Annotated in this window: 24 protein-coding genes; 10 read left to right on the top strand and 14 right to left on the bottom strand. The window is 72.6% G+C overall.

Annotation, left to right across the window (positions count from 1 at the left end; translation table 11 throughout):
* Window positions 1–329: 329 nt before the first annotated feature.
* The 3 genes from AAT21_RS07985 (at window position 330) to AAT21_RS37945 (ending at window position 3,562) form a co-directional block, all read left to right on the top strand.
* Window positions 330–2,354, top strand: coding sequence for a DEAD/DEAH box helicase (locus AAT21_RS07985; RefSeq protein ID WP_052757815.1), 2,025 nt, complete (start codon window positions 330–332; stop codon window positions 2,352–2,354).
* Window positions 2,355–2,456: 102 nt separating this feature from the next.
* The gene (locus AAT21_RS07980; RefSeq protein ID WP_046776036.1) at window positions 2,457–3,314 is read left to right on the top strand and encodes an alpha/beta fold hydrolase; all 858 of its coding nucleotides are present in this window, start codon (window positions 2,457–2,459) and stop codon (window positions 3,312–3,314) included.
* Between the two features lie 95 nt (window positions 3,315–3,409).
* Entirely contained in the window at window positions 3,410–3,562 is a 153-nt protein-coding gene (locus tag AAT21_RS37945; RefSeq protein ID WP_167350565.1) for a hypothetical protein, read from the top strand.
* Window positions 3,563–3,637: 75 nt separating this feature from the next.
* Here the strand turns inward: AAT21_RS37945 and AAT21_RS07975 are convergent, their stop codons facing one another.
* The 4 genes from AAT21_RS07975 to AAT21_RS07960 form a co-directional block, all read right to left on the bottom strand.
* Window positions 3,638–4,243: a MarC family protein gene (locus AAT21_RS07975; protein WP_030962530.1), complete on the bottom strand. Its 606-nt coding sequence runs from the start codon at window positions 4,241–4,243 to the stop codon at window positions 3,638–3,640.
* A 76-nt stretch (window positions 4,244–4,319) separates the two neighbouring features.
* A complete protein-coding gene (locus AAT21_RS07970) occupies window positions 4,320–5,183 on the bottom strand; it encodes a PHP domain-containing protein (protein ID WP_046776035.1) in 864 nt (287 codons plus the stop codon).
* Window positions 5,184–5,285: 102 nt separating this feature from the next.
* Complete coding sequence (locus tag AAT21_RS07965) at window positions 5,286–5,930, bottom strand: DUF6758 family protein (protein ID WP_046776034.1); 645 nt, start codon at window positions 5,928–5,930, stop codon at window positions 5,286–5,288.
* Window positions 5,931–5,990: 60 nt separating this feature from the next.
* Window positions 5,991–6,575 (bottom strand): suppressor of fused domain protein, encoded by a 585-nt coding sequence (locus AAT21_RS07960; RefSeq protein ID WP_046776033.1) that lies wholly within the window; start codon window positions 6,573–6,575, stop codon window positions 5,991–5,993.
* A 376-nt stretch (window positions 6,576–6,951) separates the two neighbouring features.
* Between AAT21_RS07960 and AAT21_RS07955 the strand changes: the two genes are divergently transcribed.
* Together AAT21_RS07955 and AAT21_RS07950 are read left to right on the top strand one after the other, a co-directional pair.
* Window positions 6,952–8,067 carry a magnesium and cobalt transport protein CorA gene (locus tag AAT21_RS07955; RefSeq protein WP_046776032.1) on the top strand — a complete coding sequence of 372 codons (1,116 nt, stop codon included), beginning with the start codon at window positions 6,952–6,954 and terminating at the stop codon, window positions 8,065–8,067.
* A gap of 31 nt (window positions 8,068–8,098) precedes the next feature.
* Window positions 8,099–8,614, top strand: a complete 516-nt coding sequence (locus tag AAT21_RS07950) for a hypothetical protein (RefSeq protein ID WP_046776031.1) — start codon at window positions 8,099–8,101, stop codon at window positions 8,612–8,614.
* A 22-nt stretch (window positions 8,615–8,636) separates the two neighbouring features.
* On the opposite strand, the gene AAT21_RS07945 is transcribed toward AAT21_RS07950, so the two are convergent.
* A complete protein-coding gene (locus AAT21_RS07945) occupies window positions 8,637–9,428 on the bottom strand; it encodes a hypothetical protein (protein ID WP_046776030.1) in 792 nt (263 codons plus the stop codon).
* Window positions 9,429–9,615: 187 nt separating this feature from the next.
* Between AAT21_RS07945 and AAT21_RS07940 the strand changes: the two genes are divergently transcribed.
* The 3 genes from AAT21_RS07940 to AAT21_RS07930 all read left to right on the top strand — a co-directional run bounded on the left by AAT21_RS07940 (window position 9,616) and on the right by AAT21_RS07930 (window position 12,760).
* Complete coding sequence (locus AAT21_RS07940) at window positions 9,616–10,887, top strand: magnesium transporter MgtE N-terminal domain-containing protein (RefSeq protein WP_046776029.1); 1,272 nt, start codon at window positions 9,616–9,618, stop codon at window positions 10,885–10,887.
* Between the two features lie 163 nt (window positions 10,888–11,050).
* Window positions 11,051–11,557 (top strand): DUF1003 domain-containing protein, encoded by a 507-nt coding sequence (locus tag AAT21_RS07935; protein WP_046777154.1) that lies wholly within the window; start codon window positions 11,051–11,053, stop codon window positions 11,555–11,557.
* Window positions 11,558–11,599: 42 nt separating this feature from the next.
* Window positions 11,600–12,760 carry an Mrp/NBP35 family ATP-binding protein gene (locus AAT21_RS07930; protein WP_046776028.1) on the top strand — a complete coding sequence of 387 codons (1,161 nt, stop codon included), beginning with the start codon at window positions 11,600–11,602 and terminating at the stop codon, window positions 12,758–12,760.
* 101 nt (window positions 12,761–12,861) lie between these two features.
* Here AAT21_RS07930 and AAT21_RS07925 read toward each other — a convergent pair whose 3' ends face one another.
* From AAT21_RS07925 to sigE, 5 genes are all read right to left on the bottom strand, one after another.
* Window positions 12,862–13,614, bottom strand: a complete 753-nt coding sequence (locus tag AAT21_RS07925; protein ID WP_046776027.1) for a hypothetical protein — start codon at window positions 13,612–13,614, stop codon at window positions 12,862–12,864.
* A 137-nt stretch (window positions 13,615–13,751) separates the two neighbouring features.
* Window positions 13,752–14,186, bottom strand: coding sequence for a sec-independent translocase (locus tag AAT21_RS07920; protein WP_046776026.1), 435 nt, complete (start codon window positions 14,184–14,186; stop codon window positions 13,752–13,754).
* Window positions 14,187–14,304: 118 nt separating this feature from the next.
* Window positions 14,305–15,642, bottom strand: a complete 1,338-nt coding sequence (locus AAT21_RS07915) for a S1C family serine protease (protein WP_046776025.1) — start codon at window positions 15,640–15,642, stop codon at window positions 14,305–14,307.
* Window positions 15,643–15,696: 54 nt separating this feature from the next.
* Window positions 15,697–16,359 (bottom strand): zf-HC2 domain-containing protein, encoded by a 663-nt coding sequence (locus AAT21_RS07910; RefSeq protein ID WP_046776024.1) that lies wholly within the window; start codon window positions 16,357–16,359, stop codon window positions 15,697–15,699.
* Entirely contained in the window at window positions 16,356–17,135 is a 780-nt protein-coding gene (gene sigE / locus AAT21_RS07905; RefSeq protein ID WP_079025505.1) for an RNA polymerase sigma factor SigE, read from the bottom strand. Before sigE ends, AAT21_RS07910 begins: the two co-directional genes overlap by 4 nt.
* Window positions 17,136–17,312: 177 nt before the next feature.
* Between sigE and AAT21_RS07900 the strand changes: the two genes are divergently transcribed.
* Window positions 17,313–17,975, top strand: coding sequence for an O-methyltransferase (locus AAT21_RS07900; protein WP_030032218.1), 663 nt, complete (start codon window positions 17,313–17,315; stop codon window positions 17,973–17,975).
* Window positions 17,976–18,013: 38 nt separating this feature from the next.
* On the opposite strand, the gene AAT21_RS07895 is transcribed toward AAT21_RS07900, so the two are convergent.
* A complete protein-coding gene (locus AAT21_RS07895; protein WP_046776022.1) occupies window positions 18,014–18,631 on the bottom strand; it encodes a hypothetical protein in 618 nt (205 codons plus the stop codon).
* A 145-nt stretch (window positions 18,632–18,776) separates the two neighbouring features.
* Window positions 18,777–18,944: a DUF3117 domain-containing protein gene (locus AAT21_RS35240; RefSeq protein WP_003966491.1), complete on the bottom strand. Its 168-nt coding sequence runs from the start codon at window positions 18,942–18,944 to the stop codon at window positions 18,777–18,779.
* A gap of 334 nt (window positions 18,945–19,278) precedes the next feature.
* Between AAT21_RS35240 and chcB the strand changes: the two genes are divergently transcribed.
* Window positions 19,279–20,082 (top strand): 2-cyclohexenylcarbonyl CoA isomerase, encoded by an 804-nt coding sequence (chcB, locus tag AAT21_RS07890; protein ID WP_046776021.1) that lies wholly within the window; start codon window positions 19,279–19,281, stop codon window positions 20,080–20,082.
* A 23-nt stretch (window positions 20,083–20,105) separates the two neighbouring features.
* Here chcB and AAT21_RS07885 read toward each other — a convergent pair whose 3' ends face one another.
* Both AAT21_RS07885 and AAT21_RS07880 read right to left on the bottom strand, forming a co-directional pair.
* On the bottom strand, window positions 20,106–20,693 hold the full coding sequence (locus tag AAT21_RS07885; RefSeq protein WP_046776020.1) for a DNA-3-methyladenine glycosylase I: 588 nt from the start codon (window positions 20,691–20,693) through the stop codon (window positions 20,106–20,108).
* Window positions 20,690–21,031 (bottom strand): DivIVA domain-containing protein, encoded by a 342-nt coding sequence (locus tag AAT21_RS07880; RefSeq protein ID WP_046776019.1) that lies wholly within the window; start codon window positions 21,029–21,031, stop codon window positions 20,690–20,692. The genes AAT21_RS07885 and AAT21_RS07880 overlap by 4 nt, the downstream gene beginning before the upstream one ends.
* Window positions 21,032–21,037 lie beyond the last annotated feature (6 nt).

The raw sequence follows: 21,037 nt of genomic DNA, 5'->3' as shown, positions 1-21,037 counted from the left end.
CTCGGCGGGCCATCCGAATGAGGATGCCCGGTCGGTGGCCCGATCGGCTCCAACCGACCGCCCTCGGTGTGGTGCGTACGCACATGCATACCGCCTCCCACGAGGGGCCCCCTCAGCGGCAGAGCGCTTGAGCGAAGGCCAGTGGTCCCGCGCAGCTTCGTACGTGGCAGTACTGCAAGCACAGCACGGTAGGACCCCCCTCGCCGCCTCGCGCCGCGTCTCACAGAAGAGGCAGCACCCTGACTACGTTCCGAGACCTCGGGATCTTTCCCGAGACGGCCGAAGCCCTTGAAGCCGTCGGCATTGTGTCCCCCTTCCCGATCCAGGAGATGACCCTCCCCGTCGCCCTTTCCGGCACGGACGTCATCGGCCAGGCCAAGACCGGAACCGGCAAGACGCTCGGTTTTGGGCTTCCGCTGCTGGAGCGGGTCGTCGTCCCCGCGGACGTCGAGGCCGGCCGGGCCACGCCCGACCAGCTGACCGACGCCCCGCAGGCCCTCGTGGTGGTTCCGACCCGCGAGCTGTGCACCCAGGTGACCAACGACCTGCTCACCGCCGGCAAGGTCCGCAACGTCCGCGTCCTGGCCATATACGGCGGCCGCGCCTACGAGCCGCAGGTCGAGGCCCTGAACAAGGGCGTCGACGTGATCGTCGGCACCCCGGGCCGCCTGCTCGACCTGGCCGGCCAGCGCAAGCTCGACCTGTCGCGCGTCCGGGCGCTCGTCCTGGACGAGGCCGACGAGATGCTCGACCTGGGCTTCCTGCCCGACGTCGAGAAGATCATGGCCTACCTGCCCGCGAAGCGTCAGACGATGCTGTTCTCGGCGACCATGCCGGGCGCGGTCATCGGCCTGGCCCGCCGGTACATGACGCAGCCGACGCACATCCGCGCCGTCTCCGAGGACGGCGAGGGCGCGACCGTCGCCAACATCACGCAGCACGTCTTCCGTGCGCACAACATGGACAAGCCGGAGCTGGTCTCCCGCATCCTGCAGGCCGAGGGCCGTGGCCTGGCCATGATCTTCTGCCGTACCAAGCGCACGGCGGCCGACATCGCCGAGCAGCTGGAGCGGCGCGGCTTCGCGTCCGGCGCCGTCCACGGCGACCTGGGCCAGGGCGCCCGCGAGCAGGCCCTGCGCGCGTTCCGCAACGGCAAGGTCGACGTGCTGGTGTGCACCGACGTCGCCGCGCGCGGCATCGACGTCGAGGGTGTGACCCACGTCATCAACTACCAGACTCCGGAGGACGAGAAGACCTTCCTGCACCGTGTGGGCCGTACCGGCCGCGCGGGCAACAAGGGCATCGCCGTCACCCTGGTCGACTGGGACGACATCCCGCGCTGGCAGCTGATCAACAAGGCGCTGGAGCTGGACTTCCACGAGCCGGTCGAGACGTACTCCACGTCGCCGCACCTGTTCGAGCAGCTGAACATCCCGGCCGGCACCAAGGGCATCCTGCCGCGCGCGGAGCGCACGCGGGCCGGCCTGAAGGCCGAGGACCTGGAGGACCTGGGCGAGACCGGCGGCCGCGGTGGCCGTGGCGGCCGCTCCGCGCAGGCCGCCGCGACGGAGGAGCGTCCGGCCCGTACCCGTACGCCGCGCCAGCGCCGCCGTACGCGGGGCGGGTCCGAGGTCGCCGCCGAGCAGGCCGTGGTCTCCCCCGTGGCCGAGGCCGAGGCCCCGCAGGCTCCGGCCGGTGACGAGCCGCGCAGGCCGCGCCGCCGCCGGACCCGGGTGGGTGCGGTGCCGGTGCAGTCCGCCCCGGCCGTGACGGCCGAGGCTCCCGTGGCCCCTGTGGCCCCTGTGGCCCCCGTGGTCGAGGCTCCCGCGGTGGCCGCTCCGGCGGCGGCCACGGTCGCCGAGGAGGCCCCGGCCAAGCCGCGGCGCGCCCGCGTCCGCAAGGCCGTGCAGAGTGCCCCGGAGCCGGACTTCCAGATGGCCCCGCTCGTCGAGCCGGCGCCCGTCCGGCCGCGGCGCCCGCGCCGGATCGTGGAGACGGCGCCCGAGCCCGACTTCCAGATGGCTCCGCCGGTCGAGCCGGTCAGGGCGCGGCGCACCCGCAAGGCCGCGGCCGCTCCGGTGACCCCGGTCGCCGAGGCCCCGGCGGCGGCCGTGGCCGAGGAGACTCCGGCCAAGCCGAAGCGCACCCGTACCCGCAAGGTCGCGGAGGCCGCTCCGGTCGCCGCGGAGGCCGTCGTGGTGGCGGAGGAGGCTCCGGCGAAGCCGAAGCGGACCCGTACCCGCAAGGCCGCGGCCGCGCCGGTCGCCGCCGAGACGGTCGCGGTGGCCGAGGAGGCCCCCGCGAAGCCGAAGCGGACCCGTACGCGCAAGGCTGCGGCCGCGCCCGAGGCGTAGGACCCGGCAGTACGCCCGACGGCCCCGTCCCCCTTCCGAGGGGGCCGGGGCCGTCGGCGTACCCGGGCCACGCCGGAAGCTACGGGCCGGTAACCTCGGGGCATGAGCAAGCCCCCGCGCCTCACGCTGCCGTCCGCCGCCCGTGCGTACCACCTGTCCACCGACCGTGGTTCCTTCGCCGTGCACGAGGCCGGCGAGCCGGTCCGCGGCACCGCCCTGCTGGTCCCCGGCTTCACGGGCAGCAAGGAGGACTTCATCGCGCTGCTGGAGCCGCTGGCCGCGGCCGGCTACCGGGTGGTCGCCGTCGACGGACGCGGCCAGTACGAGACGCCCGGCCCGCGCGAGGAGGCGGCGTACGGCCTGGAGGAACTGGCCCGCGACGTCCTCGCGCAGGCCCGCGCCCTGGGCCCGGACCGCGTGCACCTGGTCGGCCACTCACTCGGCGGGCTGGTCTCGCGCGCCGCCGTGCTGCGCGACGCCTCGCCCTTCGCCTCGCTCACCCTGCTGAGCAGCGGCCCGGCGGCGATCGCCGAGGAGCAGCAGGCGCGCACGAAGCTGCTGGTCGCCGCGCTGGAGGCGATGGGCGACGACATGCCGGGCATCTGGGCGGCGATGCGGGCGCACGACGCGCAGGACGCGACCCAGGACTCCCCCGAGCTGACGCACTTCCTGCGCGAGCGGTGGCTGGCCACCGTCCCGGAGCAGCTGATCGTCACGGGCCGGGCGCTGATCTGCGAGCCCGACCGGGTGGACGAGCTGGCCCGGGTGGCGCTGCCGAAGCTGGTGCTGTCGGGGGCCGTGGACTACGCCTGGCCGGTCCCGCTGATGGACGCGATGGCCCTGCGGCTGGACGCGCGGAGGGTGATCGTCCCGGGGACCGAGCACTCCCCGAACGCCGAGGACCCGGCGACCACGGCCGCGGCGCTGGCCTCCTTCTGGGACTCCACCACCGGTGCGTAGTTAGCCAGTGAAAAAATTTCCTTAGCGTAGGGAATGATTGCGGCTTACACTTCGTTGACCCTGTGCAAGGAGAACACTGACGAAGGGAGAAGCCCGTGCGCTTCGAGATTCTGCGCCTGGACGACGTCGACGGGACCGCCGTGGACAGCACCGTCGTGGACGCGGCCTCCGTCAACCGGATCGTGCAGCACGCCGCGTCGGTCGGCCAGCGCATCCTGATCCGACCGGCCGAGAGTGCGTCCTCCTGACGCTCCGCGCGAAACGTCCACGCCCCCGCACCGGGACCGGTGCGGGGGCGTTCGCGTACGCGGGGTCCCGGGCCGTCAGGCTCCCTGGACCACCTGAAGCACGCCGTTGATGATCTGCTGGACGGCGATCGCCGACAGCATCATGCCGGCGAGCCGGGTGACGAGGACGACGCCGCCGTCCTTGATGACCCGGATGATCACCAGCGAGTAGCGCATGGTGATCCACAGCACGGCGTGCATGGCGATGATCGCGGCCCAGACGGAGACCTGGGCGGCCGCCCCGTCGGCCTTCTGGACGGCCAGGATGACGGAGACGATCGCACCGGGCCCGGCGAGCAGCGGCATGCCGAGCGGCACCAGGGCTACATTCACGTCCTTGGTCTGCTTGGGCTCGTCGGTCTTGCCGGTGAGCAGGTCGAGCGCGATCAGCAGGAGCAGCAGACCACCGGCGATCATCAGCGCCGGGACGGAGACGTGCAGGTAGTCGAGGATCTGCTGACCGCAGAGACCGAAGACCGCGATGACGCCGAAGGCCACGCAGACGGCCTGCCAGGCCATGCGGCGCTGCACCTTGACGGGACGGCCGGAGGTCAGCGCCAGGAAGATCGGCGTGATACCGGGCGGGTCCATAATCACAAAAAGGGTGAGAAAAAGGGATCCGAAGACGGCGAAGTCGAACACAGTGATGCCTTGCAGGAGAGAGGGGTGTCGCGAAGAAGAAGTGTGGGACGGGTCGAGCGGGCCGCGAAGTGGCCGGTCAGCGCTCGCGTCCGCCGGCGCCGGGCACCGGGAAGGCCCCGGTCGCGCGGCGCGTGATCTCGCCGTAGACCTCGGGGTCGGTCGTGTACTCGCCCAGACGGCAGGTCTTGCGGCTGCCGTGGTAGTCGCTGGAGCCGGTGGTGAGCAGCCCGAGCTCCGCCGCCAGACCGCGCAGGCGCGCGCGGGTGCCGGCGTCGTGGTCCATGTGGTCCACCTCGATGCCGTCCAGGCCCGCGGCCGCCAGCTCGGCTATCGCGGACTCCGGCACGCACCGGCCGCGCTTGACCGCGGCGGGGTGCGCGAGGACGGTGACGCCGCCGGCCGCCCTGACCAGGCGTACGGCGTCGAAGGGGTCGAGCTCGTGCTTCTCGGCGTACGCGCGGCCGCCGTCGGCGAGCCAGTCCGGCGTGAAGGCGTCCGAGACGGTGGCCACGACGCCCAGCTCGACCAGGGCGGTGGCGATGTGCGGCCGCCCGACCGAACCGTCCCCCGCGATCCGCGCCACCTGCTCCCAGGTGACGTCCACGCCGAGGTCACGCAGCTTTGCGACCATGGTCCGGGCCCGCGGGACCCGGTCGTCCCGGACGAGTTCCCGCTCGCGGGCGAGCTCGGGCTCCTCGGGGTCGAAGAGGTAGGCGAGCATGTGCACGCCGGTCCCGTCGAGCCGGCAGGACAGCTCGGCGCCGGTCACCAGCGTCAGTCCGGCGGGCAGCGCCGCGAGGGCCTCCCCGTACCCGCCCACGGTGTCGTGGTCGGTCAGCGCGACCACGTCCAGCCCGGCGCCGGCGGCGTTGCGCACCAGCTCGGCGGGGGTGTCCGTACCGTCGGATGCCGTGGAGTGGGCGTGCAGGTCGATGCGCACAGCCGAACTCCATGGGTCGTACGGACGGGGGGACACCTCAGGATAACCGGGCGGAAGGTCCGCTTTCGCCGGAAGGATCTCCCTGCGGACGGCCGCGGTGATCTAGACGGGACCCAGGATGCGCGGGCTCAGCGCCCCGCAGGGCAGGAGTTCGACCTCGGCACCCCCCTCGCGCAGGTCGGTCAGGACCAGCTCGTCGTACAGCAGGAGGCCGGACTGCTGCGGCCAGACGATCGCCCACAGCCACAGGCCGCGCGCCTCGCCGGCGAAGACGGCCCGGTCGTCCGGACCGCCGCCGACGTTCCACAGCGGTGTCGGCCGGCCCGCCGCGACCACCTTGGTGTGCGGCGGCCCGTCCATGTTGATGGACCGGCCGGGGTCCACGCCGTCGATGCCCGCATACCGGGCGCCCAGGCCGACGCCCAGCTCCTCCGCGATCAGCAGCAGCTCCCCCATGCCTCCCACCGGTCCGGGACCCGAGCAGGCGACCACCGTCGCCCGGCCCCCGCTGCGGTCGTCACCGGCGGACGCCACCCCGGTGAACAGCCATCCGAGCGGCAGCGGCCACGGCATCCACACCGGCACCCGCGCCCGGTGCACGACCACGCCCAGACCCTCCACGCTCGGCGGGATCACGGGTTGCAGGGGGTGGACAGCGCCGTGCACCGCGCACTGCCAGGAGTCGGAGAAGAGTCCGGGCGCCCTGACCCGGCCACCGCACTTCGGGCAAGTTGGTTCACCCCTCATAGGTAGCCACGCTCCTCCCCGCCCGGCCGCCCGTCAAGGCATGGTCACCCGTCCGGGCTGTCAGTCCAGTGCGACGGCGCTGCGCAGAGGGTCCCGCAGGTCCGTTCCGCGCGCGAGCCAGCGCTCCTGGAGGGCGGCCGCGCCGTGGACCCGCTTCCAGGCCGCTTCGTTCGCCGTCATCGGCAGCAGCGGCAGGAACCGCACCGCCTCCATGGGCTCGTCGAGCTCCAGGTCCTCGACCAGGCCGCCCGGTTCCGCCACGAGGACGGAGCTGAACGGCGCCCCCTCCCACAGCGGCTCGCCCACGTCGAGCGAGGCCCCGGGGGCCACGACCAGCCCCTCCACCTGCGGGGAGGCTGCCAGCACCGCGAGCGGCCTGAGCAGTTTGTCGGTGTCCGCCAGCCCTGCCCGTACGGTCAGCAGCAGTTCGGCGCGCGGGCCCCGTACGGGGTCGGCGAGCACGGCGGTCGGATCGGTCATCGGGTTCGCGGACATGCCGAGGGTCGCGTACCGCACGAGGTCGCCCTCGGCGAAACGGAGTACCTCGATGCGGTCGGTGCCCAGGAAGGTGACGGCGGCGCGGGCGTCGGGTTCACCGAACGCGGTGCGCAGCCGGGCCTCGACGAGGGCCAGAATTTCTGCCATGAAACGAGCATAGAACTCGTATCAGCCGGGTAAAGGGCGGGTCTTGACCATCCGTCGGCTGATAGTGTTGACAGCTGTTCGGGGCCGCACGCAGAAGCGTTGTTTCAAGGCCCCGGAGACAGGACGTCCCCTACGGGGGACCGGCCGGAGGAGGTGGGGCTGCGGTGGACCGAAGTCGATCGTGCAGTACCAATCGCTCTTCCGCTTCTCCGGCGGGCGTTTCCCGCCCCCTGTGATCTTCTGATCAGTAGAAGAGCGACGGCAGAACGTTGTCCTCCCGTCCTGTTCCCTCCCGCCTGCCCGGGCCTGCCCGCCTGCGGTGCCGGAGGGTCTCCCACCCGTGCGGTCCGCAGCCGTGCGTGCGAAGGAGCCTGCCATGTCGATGCTGCCCTACCTGCGTGCGGCCGTCCGCCCGTCCCTGCGCAAGTCCACTCCCGTACAGCCCGGCTACGACGCGACCCGCGACCCGTCGGCGAGCAGCGCGGTGGTCGACTGCGCCGTGTACCGCGACGGCCGACGGGTGCTGGGGCCCGCGTGCCTGACGCCCCGTGAGGCGATCCGCCGGGTCCGCGAGGACGGCGGCTTCGCCTGGATCGGCCTGCACGAGCCGACGGAGGCCGAGTTCGCGGGGATCGCCGCGACCTTCGGACTGCACCCGCTGGCCGTGGAGGACGCGGTGCACGCGCACCAGCGGCCGAAGCTGGAGCGGTACGACGACACCCTCTTCACCGTCTTCAAGACGATCCACTACGTGGAGCACGCCGAACTGACCGCCACCAGCGAGGTGGTGGAGACGGGCGAGGTGATGTGTTTCACCGGCCCCGACTTCGTCATCACCGTCCGGCACGGCGGGCAGGGCTCCCTCAAGGGCCTGCGCCACCGTCTCCAGGACGACCCCGAACTGCTGTCGAAGGGCCCCTCGGCCGTTCTGCACTCCATCGCCGACCACGTCGTCGACGGCTACATCGCGGTCGCGGCGGCGATGCAGGACGACATCGACGAGGTGGAGAGCGATGTCTTCGCAGCGCCCGCCAAGGGCCGTGCGCGCGGCGGCGACGCGGGCCGGATCTACCAGCTCAAGCGCGAGGTGCTGGAGTTCAAGCGGGCGGTGTCGCCGCTGCTGCGGCCGATGGAGCTGCTGAGCGAGCGGCCGATGCGGCTGGTGGACCCGGACATCCAGAAGTACTTCCGGGACGTCGCCGACCACCTCGCGCGGGTGCACGAGCAGGTGGTGGGCTTCGACGAGCTCCTGAATTCCATCCTGCAGGCCAACCTCGCGCAGGCGACGGTCGCGCAGAACGAGGACATGCGCAAGATCACCTCCTGGGCGGCCATCATCGCCGTGCCGACGATGATCTGCGGGGTGTACGGGATGAACTTCGACCACATGCCCGAGCTCCGGTGGGAGTACGGCTACCCGATGGTGATGGGGACGATCTTCGGTGCGTGCTTCACCATCCACCGGGCGCTGCGCCGCCACGGCTGGCTGTAGGGGGCGCGGGGGCACCCCCTACCCTGTGCCCATGACTCTCAGCACGCTCGACCTGGCCCTCGTCGAGGAGGCCACCAAGAAGTCCGGCCTGATCTGGGTCCGCGGCGCCGGGGCCGACCGCGCCCTGTGGCACGCCTGGGTGGACGGCGCGGCCCACGTACTGGGCGACGGGCCCGGCGAGCAGCCGTTCCCGGGGCTGGTGGACGGCGCGGGCGCCGAGGTGACGGTGCGGAGCAAGGACAAGGGCGGCCGGCTGGTGGCCTGGACGGCGACCGTACGCGAGCTGGCGCCCCGCGGCGAGGAGTGGCAGGCGGCCGTCGCCGAGCTCAAGGGCAAGCGGCTGAACGCGCCGGACTCCGAGGAGATGACCGAGCGATGGGCGCGGGAGTGCCGGCTGCTGCGGCTGGAGCCGGAGTCGGTACGGGCCGAGCTGCCGGACGGCTCGCTGGCCGCGGCCCCGCTGGGCTCCCCGGCGACGACCCGCCGCCCGGTCCCGGCAGCCCTGCCGAAGCTCCTGCTGAAGCGGAAGAAGACCGCCCGGGGCTGACGCCCCCGCGGGCCGGCAGGGCCTACGGCTTGGTGGGGTTCGCGCCCTGGCCCGAGCCCTTCGAGGGGGCCGGGGCGGGCTCGCCACCCTCCCCCTTGGTCGTCGGCAGCTGGCTGCCGTAGTCGACCGTCTGGTCCTGCGCGGGCGGATCGAGCTGGAACGGTTTGCCCCACTCGGCGAGTTCCACCCGGCCCGCCCCGCCGGCGCGCTCCATGAGCAGCGGGTACGGGGTCCCCTCCAGGGACACCGAGAGCTTGCCGCCCTTGCCCTCGTCGGCCGTGACCTGGACGGCGCGGGTGTGCCCGACCTTGGTGTAGGAGCCCTTGGCGAGCTTGCCCTCCAGACCGAGCAGCCCGTCCAGCAGGACGTCCATGTCGGTGAAGCCGCGGAACTGCTTGTAGGAGGGGTCGCCCTCGGGCACCTTCACGTACTTGTCGCCGAGCTTGCCGGCCGAGTCGGTCTGGCCCCAGAAGGCCGCGCTGGCCTTCAGGTAGAGCTGCTCGCCCACGCGCAGCAGCTGGAAGGTGTCCTCCTTCGACTTCACCTCGCCGGAGCCGCCGTCCGACTTGAGCCGCATGTCGACGGTGAAGGCCTTGCCGCCGCTCACCAGCGTGCCGGACAGGTGCACCGAGTCGGCCTCGGTCGCGGCCGCCTTCGCCTTCGCCTCGATCTTTTCGGCGGAGAGCTTGCCGACGCCGTTCGTGCCCTCGTCCGGGTCGTCCCCGCAACCCGTACCGGTCACGGCGAGACCCGCGCACAGCACACCGATGAAGGCGGCCCGGCGCAGCCGCGCGGCGGGGAAGTAGGCGGTCACGGGCAGGTGCCTCTCGTCGTTCGTCTGCGGGCAGCAGGCAGCGTACCCGCCCGTGTGTCGCGGCCCGCGACCGCTCCCCGTGCTCCGCCGGGCCCCGGCCGGACCTCCCCACCAGGACGCTTTCGCGGGGCACGGGCTAGCCTGAGGGGCGGCACGACTCACGATGAACGCTCTAGGAGGCGCTCGGATGGTTGCAGGCGCCCCGCGGATCTTCGTCTCGCATCTGTCGGGTGTGCCCGTCTTCGATCCCAACGGCGACCAGGTCGGCCGGGTCCGCGACCTCGTCGCGATGCTCCGGGTCGGCGGCCGCCCGCCGCGGCTGCTGGGCCTGGTGGTCGAGGTGGTCAGCCGGCGCCGGATCTTCCTGCCGATGACCCGCGTCACCGGAGTCGAGTCCGGCCAGGTCATCACCACCGGCGTCATCAACATGCGGCGCTTCGAGCAGCGCCCCACCGAGCGGCTGGTCCTGGGCGAGCTGCTGGACCGGCGGGTGACGCTGGTCTCCAGCGGCGAGGAGGTCACCGTCCTGGACGTGGCCATCCAGCAGCTTCCGGCCCGCCGCGACTGGGAGATCGACCGGATCTTCGTACGCAAGGGCAAGTCGGGTGCGCTGCGCCGGCGCGGCGAGGCCCTGACGGTGGAGTGGTCGGCGGTGACGGGCTTCTCGCTGGAGGAGGACGGGCAGGGCGCCGAGAGCCTGGTCGCCACCTTCGAGCAGATGCGCCCGGCGGACGTGGCGAACGTCCTGCACCACCTGACGCCGAAGCGGCGCGCCGAGGTGGCCAACGCCCTCGACGACGACCGGCTCGCGGACGTGCTGGAGGAGCTGCCCGAGGACGAGCAGGTGGAGATCCTCGGCAAGCTGAAGGAGGAACGCGCCGCGGACGTCCTGGAGGCCATGGACCCCGACGACGCAGCCGACCTGCTCTCGGAACTGCCGGAGGACGACAAGGAGCGGCTGCTGACGCTGATGCAGCCCGACGACGCGGCCGATGTGCGCCGCCTGCTGTCCTACGAGGAGAACACCGCCGGCGGTCTGATGACCACCGAGCCGATCGTGCTGCGCCCGGACGCGACGGTCGCGGACGCGCTGGCCCGCGTGCGGCAGGCGGACCTGTCGCCGGCGCTGGCGGCGCAGGTGTACGTGTGCCGGCCGCCGGACGAGACGCCGACGGGCAAGTACCTGGGCATGGTGCATTTCCAGCGGCTGCTGCGGGACCCCCCGTTCACCCTGGTCAGCTCGATCGTGGACACCGACCTGCCGCCGCTGCGGCCCGACGCCTCGCTGCCCGCGGTCACCACGCACCTGGCGGCCTACAACATGGTGGCGGTGCCGGTGGTCGACGAGAGCGGGTCGCTGCTGGGCGCGGTGACGGTCGACGACGTACTGGACCACCTGCTGCCGGACGACTGGCGCGAGACGGACTTCCACTCGCAGGAGGCTCTGCGTGGGCACTGAGCGCGGGCGCGGCGAGCAGTCGCGCGAGCGGCGCCGTGAGCAGATCCGGGAGCGGCGCGAACAGGCGCGGCTGCACTCGGCGCGCGAGCACGGGCAGGCGGCGGAGGCGGCGGAACGTTCCGGCGAGCGGGCGGGGAAGTCCGCGCCGACCGGGGCGAGCGCGCTGACGCGCCCGCGGGTCCGGCTGGACCTGCCGCGGGCGCCGCGGCGGTCCCTGCTGCCCGAATACGACCCGGAGGCCTTCGGACGGCTCTCCGAGCGGGTGGCGCGGTTCCTGGGCACGGGCCGGTTCATCGTCTGGATGACGCTGGTCATCATCCTCTGGGTGCTGTGGAACGTCTTCGCGCCGGACAACCTGCGGTTCGACAAGTACCCGTTCATCTTCCTGACGCTGATGCTGTCGCTCCAGGCCTCCTACGCCGCTCCGCTGATCCTGCTGGCGCAGAACCGGCAGGACGACCGGGACCGCGTCACGCACGAGCAGGACCGCAAGCAGAACGAGCGCTCCATCGCCGACACCGAGTACCTGACGAGGGAGATCGCGGCCCTGCGCATGGGCCTGGGCGAGGTCGCCACGCGTGACTGGATCAGGTCGGAGTTCCAGGACCTGATCAAGGAGATGGACGAGCGGCGTCTATTCCCGGCGGAACGTGATGAAGGCGACCGCTGACGGGCTTTCCTGAGCCGTGCTACCGAGCCGTACCATCGGGGCATGGCTACCGACACAAGCTCCGCCGCCGTGCCTGAGCAGGACGCGATCCTGGACGCTCTGGCGACGGTGAACGACCCCGAGATCCACCGGCCGATCACCGAGCTCGGCATGGTCAAATCGGTGGAGATCGGCGACGGCGGCGAGGTCGCGGTCACGGTCTACCTGACCGTGTCGGGCTGCCCCATGCGCGAGACCATCACCAAGAACGTCACCGAGGCCGTCGAGAAGGTCGCCGGGGTCACCTCGGTCAGCGTGTCGCTCGACGTGATGAGCGACGAGCAGCGCAAGGACCTGGCGGCCACGCTCCGCGGCGGCACCGCCGAGCGCGAGGTGCCCTTCGCCAAGCCGGGCTCGCTGACCCGCGTGTACGCGGTCGCCTCCGGCAAGGGCGGCGTAGGCAAGTCCTCGGTCACGGTCAACCTGGCCGCGGCGATGGCGGCGGACGGCCTGAAGGTCGGCGTGGTCGACGCGGACATCTACGGCCACAGCGTGCCGCGCATGCTGGGCGTGGACGGCCGTCCCACCCAGGTCGAGAACATGATCATGCCGCCGTCCGCGAACGGCGTGAAGGTCATCTCCATCGGCATGTTCACCCCGGGCAACGCGCCCGTCGTGTGGCGCGGACCGATGCTGCACCGCGCCCTGCAGCAGTTCCTCGCCGATGTCTTCTGGGGCGACCTGGACGTGCTCCTGCTGGACCTGCCGCCGGGCACGGGTGACATCGCGATCTCCGTGGCCCAGCTCGTGCCGAACGCCGAGATCCTTGTCGTCACCACCCCGCAGCAGGCCGCGGCCGAGGTGGCCGAGCGGGCCGGCTCGATCGCCGTGCAGACCCACCAGAAGATCGTCGGCGTCGTCGAGAACATGTCGGGCCTGCCGTGCCCGCACTGCGACGAGATGGTGGACGTCTTCGGCTCGGGCGGCGGCCAGAAGGTCGCCGACGGGCTGACCAAGACGGTCGGCGCGACGGTGCCGGTGCTCGGCTCGATCCCGATCGACGTCCGGCTGCGCGAGGGCGGCGACGAGGGCAAGCCCGTCGTCCTGTCCGACCCGGACTCGCCGGCCGGTGCGGCCCTGCGCACGATCGCGGGCAAGCTGGGCGGCCGCGCACGCGGCCTGTCGGGCATGTCCCTGGGCATCACCCCGCGCAACAAGTTCTAGGTCTCCCGCCCCTGAGGGGCACACGCGAGAAGGGCACCGCCGGCCGGCGGTGCCCTTCTGCGTACCGTGCCCGTGCCCGTGCCCGCGCCCGGGGCGTCCGGCTACTCGTACGTGCCGAGGTCCGAGATGGCCGAGAAGCCGAGGCCGTAGGCGCTCATGCCGCGGCCGTAGGCGCCCAGGTGGACCCCGCTGCCGGTGGAGCCCGCGAGCACCCAGCCGAACTCGGACTCGCGGTAGTGGAAGGTCGTCGGCTCGCCGTCCACCGGCAGCGACAGCGTGGACCAGTCCTCGCCGTCGAGGTCGTCGGCAAGCTCCCACGCGGCCTCGGTCTGCTGGTCGAGCCAGTCGTTGCGCAGGGCGTGGTCCATCTGTCCGGGCCAGCTGTACGCCAGCAGCCCCGAGCCGGCCAGCCAGGCCGCCGAGGAGACCGAGGTGGCCTCCAGGACGCCCGTACCGTCGCCGCTGCGGCGCAGCGGGTTGCTCGCCACGGTGATGACCACCGCGAAGCGCTCCTTCTCGCCGGTGGCGATCTCGCCCCGGGCGGAGGGCTCGTCGCCGTGGCCGGTGGAGCCGTGCTCCACCGTGCCGTCGGCGGCGGTGCCCACCTGCATGAGCCAGCGGGGCCCGGTGAAGGCTTCGTCCAGCCCGTACCAGGGGAAATCTGCGGCCAGGAAGCCCTCGGCCGTCCGGCGGGCCGCCGGCACGGGTGCGCCGGCCTCCGGCTGCTGCGACCCGGCCGGGTCGCCGGTATGCGACCCCGTGTGCGGGCTCGTATGCGGTTCCTGCGCGGCGTCCGCGGCGGCGGGTGCCTCGGCGGTCTGCGCCCCTACCAGGCTGCTGCTCGTCGTCTCCATCTGGGCGGCCTCTCGTTCCGTGGGGTCCGGAACGGCCCTCCCCCTCGCTGCGCTGGGGGGACCCCCTCCCTCGGGCGTCCCGCGATCCGGACAGATGGAGGATAGCCATCCGACCGCGGATCCCCGGGCAGGCTGGGTCAGGTGGCGTCGGCGTCGAAGCGCACGCGCTGTTCGGCGGCCGGGGCCTCGGGCTTCTTCAGCAGGTCAGGACCGGCGGTGCCGGACGGGGCGGCGGCCGGTGCCGGGTCGTGCTCCGGACGGTTGACGGCGTCCGAGACCTCGTTCATCTCCTTGCGGAGGTCGAAGCTGCTGCGGATCTCCTTGAGGTCCTCGTTCTCCGAGAGCTGCTTGCGGATGAAGGTCTTCGGGTTCAGGTCCTCGAATTCGAAGTCCTTGAAGTCTGGACCGAGTTCGGAGCGGATGTCCTGCTTGGCGCTGTCGGAGAACGCGCGGACCTTGCGGACGAAGCCCGTGACGTCCTGGATGACCTTGGGCAGCTTGTCCGGACCGAAAACGAGAATGGCCAGCACCACGATCGTGACGAGTTCGAGTGCGCCTATGTCGTTGAACACCTTGCCGCTCCTCGGCTCTCTGTCACTTCGGGCCCCACCACACGGTACCCGGCCTTGCCCGCGGGCCCCTACACGCGGACCGGGCCGGCCGGGGTTTCATCCCCCGGCCATCCCATGATCATGAACCGTTCGCCGACCCGAGGACAACGTCCAGGGTGCGTTCCCGGCCGTCGCGCAGCACGGTGAGGGTGAGCGGATCGCCCGGGCGGTGGGCCCGGATCTTGACGATCAGCTCGTCGCCGCCGCGGACCCGCTGTCCGTCCACCTTGGTGATCACGTCACCGGGCCTGATCCCGGCGCGCGCGCCCGGTCCGCCGGCGGTCACGGACGGCTTGCCGTCCTCCCCCTTGTCCCCCACCCGGGCTCCGTCCCCGGTGTAGTCCATGTCGAGGGTGACCCCGATGACGGGGTGCGTGGCGTGGCCCGTGGCGATGAGTTCCTCGGCGACGCGCTTGCCCTGGTTGATGGGGATGGCGAAGCCCAGGCCGATGGAGCCGCCCTGCCGGGTGGGATCGTCCTTGTCGGCGCCGCGGATCGCGCTGTTGATGCCGACCACGTGCGCCCTGGCGTCCAGGAGGGGGCCGCCGGAGTTCCCGGGGTTGATGGGGGCGTCGGTCTGCAGCGCGTCGACGTAGCTGATGTCACTGCCGTCGCCCTTGTCTCCGCCCGCGGTGACCGGCCTGCCGGTGGCGCTGATGATGCCGGCGGTGACGGTGTTGGAGAGGTCGAAGGGTGCGCCGATGGCCACGACCGGGTCGCCGACCTGCACGTTCTCGGAGTTGCCCAGGCTGAGCGGCCGCAGCCCGCGCACCCCGCTGACCTTGACCACGGCCAGGTCGTAGCCGGAGTCCCGGCCGACCAGCTCGGCGGTGACGCTCTCGCCGGAGCTGAAGGTGACCGCTATCTCCTTCGCGTCGGCGACCACGTGGTTGTTGGTCAGGATGTGTCCCTGGGGGTCCAGCACGAAGCCGGTGCCCGTGCCGCTGCTCTTCGCGCCCCGCACGTGCAGGGTGACCACCCCGGGCAGTGCGGTCGCCGCGATCCCGGCCACGCTGTCGGGTGCCCGGCCCTTGTCCGCGACGGCCGCCTGCGGCAGCTCCAGCCGGGTGCCGCTCTGCCGCTCGGCGAGCACGCCCACATAGCCGCCGATCCCGCCGGCGAACAGGGCCGTGGCGGCGGCGAGGGCCGCCACCTGCCACAGCCGGAACCCGGGGCGGTCCCGGCCCCGGTCCACGACCTGGAGGGGCTGCGCACCCCACGGGTCGTAGCGGACCGCGCCGGCCGGCGGACCGGGAGCGCCGGCCGCCTGCCCGGCGGACCCGCTCCCCTCGTCCCCGTCCCCGCACTCGCCGGCCTCGGGCCGCGGGGCCGGGACCGCGTCACGCCGGCTGTCGGCCGTGCCCTCGGGCCGGCTCCACCACTGCGGAGCCGGGTCGGTCTGCTGGCTGTCGGACATGGGAACTCCCCGCGTACCTGTGCGCATGTCCGGCCGATTCAACCAGGTCCCGCATCAGCGCAGCAGGGAGACCGGACGGGCCGAGGCCGACGGGGACGGCTGCAGCGGCGCCGGCGGGCTCGCCACGGCCGTCAGGAGGGACGGTACGGCGGCGGGAGTGGGCAGCCGGTCGCGCACCGCCGCATCGGACACGGGCAGGGCGGGGCCGGGTCTGGAGGCGGGCGCCGGGGAATCACCCCGGCCGTTCGGCTCCGTGGCCTCCAGCGGCAGCGTGCCGCCCAGCGCGAGGGCCGCCAGCGACACCGCTCCCGCGGCGACGAAGGCGAACCGGCGGCGCGGACGGCCCACCTCGTGGATGCGGAAGCCCTCCTGCGGCCGGGCGGCGGCCACGGGCAGCCCGTACGCGAAGGCCCCGAAGGGGTCGGGCTCGGCGGCTCCCGGCCCCGGTGGACCCATGGGGCCGGCCGGTCCGTCGAGGCCGCCCGCAGGGAGGCCCTGGAGACGCGCCAGCAGGCCCGCGGACAGCGGTGGTGGCGCGCTCTCCACGAACATGGTCTTCAGACGGCGCTGGGCATCGGCCTCGGCCTTGCACTTGGCGCAGGTCGCCAGGTGGGCCAGGACGCGCTCGCGCGCCTCGTGCTTCAGCTCCCCGTCCACCAGGGCGGCGAGCCGGTCGCCCAGGTGCTGTTCGGCAGGAGAAGAACTGGCTGCGGTCACTCGGCTCCGCCCTCTCTCCCGGCGACCGGCGCGCCCGTCGCCACACCCGCCAGCGCGCGCTGCTCGGCCCGGGCCGCGGGGGACCGGTGCTTGAGCGCCTTGCGCAGGTGCGAACGGCCCCGGTGGATACGGCTGCGCACGGTGCCGAGCTTCACGCCCAGCGTCGCGGCGATCTCCTCGTAGGACAGGCCCTCGATGTCGCACAGCACCACGGCCGCGCGGAACTCGGGGGCGAGGGTGTCCAGCGCCTGCTGGACGTCCGCGTCGAAGTGCGTGTCGTGGAGGACCTGCTGGGGGGACGGCTCACGGCTCGGCAGCCGCTCGGCGGCGTCGTCGGCGAGCGCGTCGAAGCGGATCCGCTGCTTGCGGCGCACCATGTCCAGGAACAGGTTCGTGGTGATGCGGTGCAGCCAGCCCTCGAACGTGCCGGGCGTGTAGGTGGACAGCGAGCGGAAGACGCGGACGAAGACCTCCTGGGTCAGGTCCTCGGCGTCGTGCTGGTTGCCCGTCAGACGGTAGGCAAGGCGGTAGACCCGCGCGCTGTGCGTGCTGACGATCTCCTCCCACGAGGGAGGGGTCCACGCCTGCGATCCCGCATCTGCGGCAAAGGTCGCGGTGGTTGCGGTGTCTGCGGTGTGGAAGCGGTCAGCAGTGTAGGTCACGGATTTCGGCTCACCCGCCGACCGGAAGAGGCGTCTGAACACGCCCCGACGATCCACAGGCGCAGCCGCACCTCCCCTGTCGGCTCTGGTGGTGTCCAGTGGAGTCCCTACCATAGCCACCCCCTCTGTCAGCTCCGGATAAGGGTTTTTGCAGTATCTTTACGCAAGCCTTAGGCCCTGGGGCGGTCCCCGCCGCCGATCTGCCCGGCGCCGTCCTTCTCGTCCCGCCTCCACCCCTCACAACGCCCGGTCCCATCTGCGGGTTCCCGACGTCAACGGATACAGTCACCGTTGCGCCAACTATGGGGACAGGAGAGGGTCATTACCGGCAACCGGCAGACGAGCTGGGCGTTCGCCGACGCGTTTGTCGCCGAGGACGACGCTCTGCGATGGGCCCGCGACCGGTCCAGGGAAGCGGGCCTGCGCTCCGTCTCCCCCGGGACCGGCGCCGCGCTGCGCCTGCTGGCCGCGACCGCGGACGCCAAGGCGGTCGCCGAGATCGGCACCGGGACCGGCGTCTCCGGCATCCACCTCCTGCACGGGATGCGCCCGGACGGGGTGCTGACCACGGTCGATCCCGAGGCCGACCGGCAGGCCTTCGCCCGCCAGGCCTTCCGCGCCGCCGGGTTCGCGGGCAACCGCGCCCGCTTCATCCCCGGCCGCGCCCTCGACGTCCTGCCCCGCCTCGCCGACGGCGGGTACGACCTCGTCTTCTGCGACGGGGACCCGACCGAGTCCCTCGACTACCTCGCTGAATCGTTGCGCCTGCTGCGCCCCGGGGGGCTGGTGTGCTTCGAGGGGGTCTTCTCCGACGGCCGTACGGTCGACTCCGCGGCCCAGCCGGTGGAGGTGCTCCGCGTCCGCGAGCTGCTGCGCAGCGTCCGGGAGAGCCCGGCGCTGGAGGCCGCGCTGCTCCCCGTGGGCGACGGGCTGCTGTGCGCCGTGCGCCGCTGACCCCGTAGCGGTCCGGGGCGGGGCCGGGCGGGGCCGGGTCAGCTCAGGAGCGCGAAGGTGAGGGCCGCCGTACCGCCGAGCGCGGTGCCGGCGAGCAGCTGGGCCGGCGTGTGGGCCCGCAGCTCCAGACGGGACCAGCCGACGGCGGCGGCCACCGCGGCCGCCGGGAGCACGACCGGGCCGAAGACGAGCAGCAGGATCATCACGGTGCCACCGGCCACCGACATGTGGATGGATATCTGCCAGACCACCGTCACCAGCAGGGACGAGACCAGGCCGACGAGCATCGCCACGACGAGCGCGAAGACCGCCGCCGGGGCGCCCAGGACGCGCAGGAGGGCGACCCCGGCGAGAACGGACACCAGGCTCAGGGCCATCGGGAGGACCCGCTGGCGCCGGACCCGTATGTGCTGGTCGGTCAGTGCGCCCCGGCGCACCCCGGCGGTGATGATGCCGATCGGGACGACACCGCAGAACAGGGCGGCGAGCAGGCCCCAGCCGAGCCCCGTCCACGACCCGGTGCTGTGCCCTCCGACGACCAGCAGCAGGGCGACCACCAGGTTCGCCGGCGCCAGCACGTCGGACAGGACGCGGGCCGCCTTCTGGCGGGGGGTGCAGTCGGCGAAGGCCGGCGGCGCGGGCGGGGAGAAGGTCACGTGCGGCTCCGCCGGGATGGTGGGGACAGGGGTTCCTGGGACACGACACGGCCCTGGGACACGACACAACGCTGCCCCGGCCGCTGATCGCGGTCGGGGCAGCGCAGAGAATGCGAAAGCAGAAGGTGGAAGTGCTGTCAGCGGGTCAGCCGACGACCTTCTTCAGGGCGTCACCCAGGGCGTCCGCCTCATCGGGGGTCAGCTCGACGACAAGCCGACCGCCGCCCTCGAGCGGTACGCGCATGACGATGCCCCGCCCCTCCTTGGTGACCTCGAGCGGGCCGTCGCCCGTCCGCGGCTTCATGGCCGCCATGCTCGTTCCCCTTCCTGAAACCAGCTCATCGTCAGCCGACGGCCCCGTTCAGGCGCCTAATACCCGGCATCGAACACATTGCTTCCCAGCCATTATCCCGCATGTCAGGACCCGATGACCAACATCACCCGGGAACGCTTGCGCAACGCGCTCGGCCAAAACCACTCATTTCGGGGATCCGCCTGCGATACTTCGCCGCCGCACCCGGGGAAACGGCTCCGGGTTCGTTTGACGCACATCACATGTGCGCGTCGGGTCCGGTCCGCCATGCTGACCCTTGCACCGGCCGGTACCGGCCGGTAGCCAAGCCCGCGACGAAGGGGGACCCCCCGCCATGGCCGACAGTGTGCTCTACGAAGTGACCGACGGACTCGCGACCATCACGATCAACCGTCCCGACGCGATGAACGCGATGAACACCGAGGCCAAGGTCGCCCTGCGCGACGCGGCGCAGGCGGCGGCCGAGGACACCGCCGTACGTGCGGTCCTGCTGACCGCCGCGGGCAACCGGGCCTTCTGCGTCGGCCAGGACCTCAAGGAGCACATCGGGAATCTCGTCTCGGACCGGGAGACCGGCTCCTCGCTGACCATGAACACGGTCAAGGAGCACTACAACCCGATCGTGCGGACGCTCACCGAGATGCCGAAGCCCGTGGTGGCCGGCGTCAACGGCGTCGCGGCGGGGGCCGGCTTCGGTTTCGCCCTGGCGGCCGACTTCCGGGTCGTCGCCGACACCGCCTCCTTCAACACCTCGTTCGCCGGCGTGGCCCTGACCGCCGACTCCGGGGTCTCGTGGACCCTGCCCCGCCTGATCGGCGCCTCCCGCGCCTCCGACCTGCTGCTCTTCCCGCGTTCGATCAAGGCGCAGGAGGCGTACGAGCTCGGCATCGTCAACCGCCTGGTGCCCTCGGACTCCCTGCACGCCGAGGCCGAGGCCGTGGCCCGCGCACTGGCGGAGGGCCCGACGGTCGCCTACGCCGCCGTGAAGGAGTCCCTGGCGTACGGGGCCTCCCACACCCTCGCGGACTCCCTGGTCCGCGAGGACGTCCTGCAGACCCGTGCAGGGGCCTCCGAGGACCACGCCATCGCCGTCCAGGCCTTCCTCGCCAAGCAGCCCCCGAAGTACCTCGGCCGCTGAGCCGCGCGGCCGCGCGGCCCGGTTCAGGCCGGGTCGCGCAGCGCGCAGGCGGCCAGGTGGTCGTTGACCAGCCCGCACGCCTGCATCAGGGCGTAGGCGGTCGTCGGGCCGACGAAGCGGATGCCGGCCTTCTTGAGGGCCTTGGCGAGGGCCGTGGACTGCGCGGTGACCGCCGGGACCTCGGTGACCGTGAGCGGGGCGGGGCCGGGCTCCTCGGGGGCGTGGGACCAGATCAGGGCGTCCAGCTCGCCGGCCTCCCAGCCCGCGAGGACCTTCGCGTTGGCCAGGGTCGCCTCGATCTTGGCCCGGTTGCGGATGATCCCCTCGTCGGCCAGCAGCCGCTCCGCGTCGGCCGCGCCGAACTCCGCGACCGCGGCGATGGAGAAGTCGGAGAAGGCTTTGCGGAAGCCCTCGCGGCGGCGCAGGATCGTCAGCCAGGACAGCCCCGACTGGAAGGCCTCCAGGCACAGCCGCTCGTACAGGGCGTCGTCGCCGTGGACCGGACGGCCCCATTCGCCGTCGTGGTAGGCGATGTACTCGCCGGTGGCGCCCGTGGACAGCGCCCACGGGCAGCGCAGCAGCCCGTCGGGGCCCGCGACCGCTCCGCTCACCGGTCACCGCCCTTGCTGAGGTCGACCCGGCCGACCGGGCCGGACGCGTCCGCGGAGGCCGTCAGCTGTGCGATCCGCGCGTCCCGCTCGGCGAGCTCCGCGGCGAGCCGCTCCAGTACGTCGTCCACCTCGGCCATCCGGTAGCCGCGCGGCGCGACCGGCAGCCGCAGCGCGTCGATGTCCTCCCGCACCACGGGCCGGCTCTCCGGCAGCCCGTCCGCCACCCGGTCCGGCTCCGCCTCCGGCAGGACGGCCTCCGAGCCGCCGCCGATCACCGCGAGAGTGACCGCTGCCACGACCACGACCAGCGCGATCATCAAGAAGAAGAACACGATCAACTCCCC

Origin of the sequence: Streptomyces yangpuensis (genome assembly GCF_001005295.1) — a bacterium.
GTDB classification, from domain to species: domain Bacteria; phylum Actinomycetota; class Actinomycetes; order Streptomycetales; family Streptomycetaceae; genus Streptomyces; species Streptomyces yangpuensis.
This window is presented reverse-complemented; position numbering and strand designations above follow the sequence as displayed.